5 protein-coding genes and 2 pseudogenes are annotated in these 5,657 nt (G+C 69.3%); 4 read left to right on the forward strand and 3 right to left on the reverse strand.

Annotated features, from left to right (window positions below):
* The 3 genes from ftsL to mraZ all read right to left on the reverse strand — a co-directional run.
* A partial coding sequence (ftsL, locus tag FXN61_RS46705) for a cell division protein FtsL (protein WP_167980230.1) occupies positions 1-624 on the reverse strand: 624 nt, incomplete at its 3' end.
* Positions 621-1,574, reverse strand: coding sequence for a 16S rRNA (cytosine(1402)-N(4))-methyltransferase RsmH (gene rsmH, locus FXN61_RS46710; protein ID WP_167980231.1), 954 nt, complete (start codon positions 1,572-1,574; stop codon positions 621-623). The genes rsmH and ftsL, both read right to left, overlap by 4 nt.
* Positions 1,575-1,739: 165 nt before the next feature.
* Positions 1,740-2,171: a division/cell wall cluster transcriptional repressor MraZ gene (gene mraZ / locus FXN61_RS46715; protein ID WP_089950590.1), complete on the reverse strand. Its 432-nt coding sequence runs from the start codon at positions 2,169-2,171 to the stop codon at positions 1,740-1,742.
* Positions 2,172-2,599: 428 nt separating this feature from the next.
* Between mraZ and FXN61_RS56835 the strand changes: the two genes are divergently transcribed.
* The 4 genes and pseudogenes from FXN61_RS56835 to FXN61_RS46730 all read left to right on the forward strand — a co-directional run.
* Complete coding sequence (locus FXN61_RS56835; protein WP_223165884.1) at positions 2,600-2,914, forward strand: helix-turn-helix domain-containing protein; 315 nt, start codon at positions 2,600-2,602, stop codon at positions 2,912-2,914.
* Entirely contained in the window at positions 2,851-3,999 is a 1,149-nt protein-coding gene (gene tnpB / locus FXN61_RS46720) for an IS607 family element RNA-guided endonuclease TnpB (protein ID WP_223165885.1), read from the forward strand. The genes FXN61_RS56835 and tnpB overlap by 64 nt, the downstream gene beginning before the upstream one ends.
* Positions 4,000-4,115: 116 nt before the next feature.
* Positions 4,116-5,168, forward strand: a pseudogene (locus FXN61_RS46725) (AAA family ATPase).
* A 2-nt stretch (positions 5,169-5,170) separates the two neighbouring features.
* A pseudogene (locus tag FXN61_RS46730) lies at positions 5,171-5,657 on the forward strand (DUF58 domain-containing protein); the annotation flags it as partial.

Below are 5,657 nucleotides of genomic sequence, written 5' to 3' on the forward strand. Positions count from 1 at the left end.
CCCCTCTGCTGCGGACCGGGCATCAGCACCCGCCGGAGGCGTCTGGCCCTGCTGCTGGTTGCCGGCGGGCGGCTGCTGGCCGGCAGGCGGCGCGGGCGTCTCAGGGGACGGCGGTGGCGGAGGCGTCGACTTGGTCGGCGCGCTGGGCTTGCCGAACTCCTCGATCGAACCGTCCGGGTTCTGCCGCAGCCGGGCGGGGTTCGACGGCTCGACCAGGCCCATCTCGGTGGCCCGGCGGGCGAGGTCGGTCGGCGACTCGAGCAACGCCACCTCGCGGCGCAGCTGCTCCATCCGCAACGTCAGCTTCTCCGCTTCGGCCTTCGCCTCCTGCAGACGGTAGGTGTCGGCGGCGGCCTGGGTGGAGAAGTACATGATCCCGGCGACGCCCGCACCCAGCACGAGCATCACCAGCACGACGAACGGAGCCTTCGACACGGCCTTCTGCTGCGGCACGGCGGTGCCGTTGCGCAGGTTCTGGGCGCGCTGGGCCCGGCGGGCGTAAGCACGTTCGGCACCGGCGGACCGCCGGCGGGCCTTGTCGTGCTGCTCGCTCTTGTCCGCCGTCTTCTTCCTCGGGGAAGGGTCGCGAGGCGACGGCCCACCGACCCGTGCGGGTGCCGTCATCTCGGCTCTCCGATCCGCTCCGCCGCCCGCAGCCGCACCGGCGCCGCGCGCGGGTTGTCCTCGATTTCCTGCTCCGACGCGACCTCCGCGCCCTTCGTGAGCAACTTGATCTCGGGCCCGTGGCCCGGCAGCTCGACCGGCAGGCCCTGCGGCGTCTTCGACCTCGCCAGCTCCGCGAACGCCTGCTTCACCATCCGGTCCTCCAGGGACTGGTACGACTCGACGACGATCCGCCCGCCGATGCCCAGCACGCCCAGAGCGGCGGGAAGAGCCAGCCGCAACGACTCCAGCTCGCCGTTGACCTCGATCCGCAACGCCTGGAACGTGCGCTTGGCCGGATGCCCGCCGGTGCGCCGCGAAGCCGCCGGCACCACCGCGTACAGCAGCTCGACGAGCCTGCCCGAGTTGGTGAACGGCTCCTTCTCGCGCTCCCTGAGCACCGCCGAGGCGATCTTGCCCGCGAACCGCTCCTCGCCGTACGTGGAGAGGATCCGTGCGAGATCGCCGTGCGAGTACGTGTTGAGCACGTCCGCCGCCGTCATGCCGGTGCCCTTGGACATCCGCATGTCGAGCGGAGCGTCCTTCGAGTACGCGAACCCGCGCTCCTCCTCGTCCAGCTGCAACGAGGACACGCCGAGGTCCATCAGCACACCGTCCACATGCGAGTAGCCGAGGTCCTCCACGGCTTCGTCGATGTGGTCGTAGGTGACGTTGACGAGATGAACGCGATCACCGTGGCGCGCCAGGCGTTTGCCTGCCATCTCGATGGCCTGCGGATCGCGGTCGAGCCCGATGAGCGTCAGCTCGGGGTGGGCGCTCAACAGCGCGTCGGAGTGGCCGCCCATGCCGAGCGTCGTGTCGACGACGACAGCGGGCTTGCCGGAGAGCGCTGGAGCGAAGAGTTCCAGGACGCGGTCCAGCAGCACCGGAACGTGCCGCGGCTGATCCATCGTCCCTCGACTCCCCTGATGCGCGTTCGGGTGACGTCAGGTCCCCGCCCGCCCGTCGAACCTGGCGCCGGGGAAGGTGCGCCAGGGCCGATAGTCGAGCGGACCGAGGCCTCACGGCACCCGAATCGCGTGTGAACATCCGGCCTGTTGCTCGGCTGACCGCCATCAGAAGACGCCCGGTATGACCTCCTCGCGAGCCTCGGCGTAGCCGTCCTCGTGCTCTTCGAGATAGGTCTGCCAGGCCGCCGCGTCCCAGATCTCCAACCTGGTGAACGCGCCGACGACCACGCACTCCTTGGTCAGCCCGGCATACCGGCGCAGTTCCGGTGCGATCAGAACGCGGCCCTGACCGTCCGGACGCTGCTCGTCCGTACCTGCGAACAGATACCGCTGGTAGGCGCGTACGGCGTCGTTGGTGAACGGCGCCTCGGCGACCTTCCTCGCCATCTGCTCGAACTCCGCTCGCGGAAACACGTACAGGCAGTGGTCCTGGCCCTTGGTGACCATGAGACCTCCCGCCAGTTCGTCCCGGAACTTCGCAGGCAGTGTCAGCCGACCCTTGTCGTCCAGGCGCGGGTAGTGAGTGCCGAGGAACACGGCACCACCTCCCTGGCCGGACGACGGACCGGCAGCGGGGCCCCCGTCTGCCCCACCGGCCGCCACAGTACCCCACTTTTCACCACAGTCAACGCTGAAACAGGTGTTTACACCCCAACTCGTGACACGTTTTCCCAGGTAGACGAAGTGGGGACGCGTGGGGGGACGGTGGGGCGCGAGGTCATCCACCACCTTCGCGGGTGAGTGTTCGGGCCCGATTCACCACTCGAACGGCCTAGAAATTTCGGCCAAAACATGGGGTTGGGACGGCGTGGTGGGGGACGGTGGAAGTGGTGGAGCGAACCCGGCGCTGCCCGCAGGTGTAGAGCTGGTGACGGTCGGGGTGACGTGAGTGAAGGCAGACGGACATGGGGCTCGGTGGGCGACCGGCCAAGACTGTCGGTGTCGCCCGCTACCGTGGCGGCGAGATGGTCACGGTGATCCAGGCATACCGGTTCGCGCTCGACCCAACCGCGGGACAGCAAGCAGCCCTGCGGTCGCATTGTGGCGGGCAGCGGTACGCCTTCAACTGGGGATTGTCACGGATCAGGGCGAATCTCGATCAGCGCGCCGCCGAGAAGTCTTACGGCATCCCCACCGATCAGCTCACGCCTCCGGTGTCGTGGTCGGCGTACAGCCTGCGCAGCGGCTGGAATCAGGCCAAGTCGGAAGTGGCGCCGTGGTGGGAGAGAACTCCAAGGAGGCGTACTCGTCGGGTCTGGCCAACCTCGCTACGGCGTTGACGAACTGGCGAGACTCCAGCAACGGCACGCGGCGCGGTCCTCAGGTCCGGTTCCCTCGGTTCAAGGGGAAGCGGACCGGGTTGTCCTGCCGGTTCACCACCGGCGCGTTCGGCATCACCGACGATCGCCGGCACGTGAAGCTACCCCGCATCGGCACGGTGCGCACCCACGAGTCCACCCGCAAGCTCGCCCGGCACGTCGAGCGCGGCACGGCCCGCATCCGGTCCGCCACCGTGTCCCACCGGTCCGGACGCTGGTTCTGTTCGTTCTCGGTGGAGATCACCCGTACCGACCCTGCACCCGCACGTCCCGGCAAAGTGGTCGGAGTAGATCTGGGGGTGAAAGCCCTCGTGGCACTCTCGACCGGTGAGGTCATCCCCAACCCGAGGCTCCTCGATGGGGCACTGCGCGAGTTGCGCCGCCTGCGGCGTCAGGCGGCCCGCCGCACCGGCCCCAACAGGCACACGGCCCGGACACCTTCGAACCGATGGCGCAAGACACAAGGCCGCATCGCGCGACTGCACGCACGGGTCGCGAACACGCGCCGGGACGGGCTGCACAAGCTCACCACCCGCCTGGTCCGCGAGTTCGGCACGATCGTGCTGGAAGACCTCAATGTGTCCGGCATGCTGCGCAACCGGTGCCTGGCCCGGCACGTCGCCGATGTCGGTATGCGCGAGCTGAGGCGGCAGATCTGTTACAAGTCCGTCTGGGGCGCCGCACGGCTGGTCATCGCCGACCGCTGGTACCCGTCCTCGAAGACCTGCTCGGACTGCGGTGCGGTGAAAGCCAAACTGCCGCTGCGTGTCCGGGTGTACAACTGCGACGAGTGCGGGCTCGTGCTCGATCGCGACCTCAATGCCGCCCGCAACCTCGTCGCGCTCGTCGGCGAGGCGGCGGGCAGCACGTCCGCGGCGAGTTGCGCCGGGACAGTAAACAAGCCCGATGGAAACCCACGTCAGACCCACGCCGTGTGGGCAGCGGGTACTGCCACGGGAAGACCCGGCCACGGCCGGGCCAACGCCACACCGCAAGGTGACGGCTACCGAGCGGAGCGGGCCGACGTTCGCTCACGTCTCAGGTAACGGAAGGTGGAAACTGGTGCGGACGTAGCCGGTAGCTAACGGCACTTAGCCGTGGTTTGACACACTGCGTGAAACGCTCACACGTCCGTGTTCCGGACACGGCTGCTGGAGGTTTAGTGACACCGGGAAGCCCAAGCGCGAACACTCACGCGCCGGTCGATCAGATCCTGGGAGAGTTGCACGGCGCCGTCCAGCGGATCGCCGCCAACGTCGAACGGGTGCTCGTCGGCAAACCCGACGTGGTCCGTCTCGCCCTGGTGACGCTGCTCGCCGAGGGGCACCTGCTCGTGGAGGACGTGCCTGGCGTCGGCAAGACTTCGCTGGCGAAAGCGCTTGCCCGATCCATCGACTGCACCGTGAGCCGCGTGCAGTTCACGCCGGACCTGTTGCCCAGCGACATCACCGGCTCGTCCATCTACAACCGGCAGGAGAACGACTTCGAGTTCCGGCCGGGACCGATCTTCGCGAACATCGTGGTCGGCGACGAGATCAACCGCGCCTCCCCCAAGACGCAGTCAGCGATGCTGGAATGCATGGAGGAGCACCAGGTCACCGTCGACGCGAACACCTACCCACTGGGTTCGCCGTTCATGGTGATCGCCACGCAGAACCCGATCGAGATGGAGGGCACCTACGCCCTGCCGGAGGCGCAGCGCGACAGGTTCACCGCCCGCGTGTCGATCGGCTACCCGGACCCGGCGGCCGAGCTCGCGATGTCGACGAGCACGCCGGCCACAACCCGCTCGACGACCTGCGGCCCGTCTCGGACGCGGCACAGGTGCTGCGGCTGATCGAGGCCGTGCGCCGGGTGGCACCTCTCCCCAGAGGTGCGCCGGTACGCCGTCGAGCTGGTGTCGGCCACGCGCCGTCTGCCGGAGCTGCGGCTGGGTGCGTCGCCACGGTCCACACTGCACCTCGTGCGCGCCGCACGGGCACAAGCCGCGCTGGCGGGCCGTGACTTCGTGGTGCCGGACGACATCCACGCGATCGCGATCCCCGTGCTCGCACACCGGCTCGTGATGACCGCCGAGGCGCAGGCCGCCCGGCGGTCGCCCGCCGAGCTGATCAGGGCGCTGCCGCAGCGGGTGCCGGTGCCGACGGCGGCACTCGACCCGAGCGCGGCGTTCGTCCGCAGCATGAACCACAACAACGCAGGGACGCCACGCTAACGATGCGCACCGCACTCTCCGGTCTGACCACACGCGGAAGATGCTTGCTGGCCGCGGGGTTCGCCGCCGGAGTGTGCGCCGCGGTCCTGAACGAACGCGACCTGCTGAGGGTCGCGGCCTTCGTGATCGCGCTGCCCCTGCTGGCCGCGTGGCTCGCGACGAGGGCTCGGGTGGGGTTGCACGCCGCCCGGTTCCTCGCGCCGAGCCGCGTGCCGGTCGGGGCGGCGTCCGAGGTGAAGCTGGACCTGCGCAGCACCGGCCGGTTGCCGACGGGCGGGCTGATGCTGGAGGACACCGTGCCGTACGCCCTGGGCGCGCGGCCGCGGTTCCTGGTGGAGCGGTTGCCCCGCAACACGCCCACGACGTTGCGCTACCCGCTCAAGCCGGTCGATGCGCGGCATCCAGCAGGTCGGCCCGCTGATGGCGCGGGATCCACCGACCCGTTCGGGCTGGCCGAGTTCGACCCGCGGAGCCTCGCGGCCGGTCGCG

The sequence above is a fragment of the Lentzea indica genome (assembly GCF_012184385.1).
GTDB classification, from domain to species: domain Bacteria; phylum Actinomycetota; class Actinomycetes; order Mycobacteriales; family Pseudonocardiaceae; genus Lentzea; species Lentzea indica.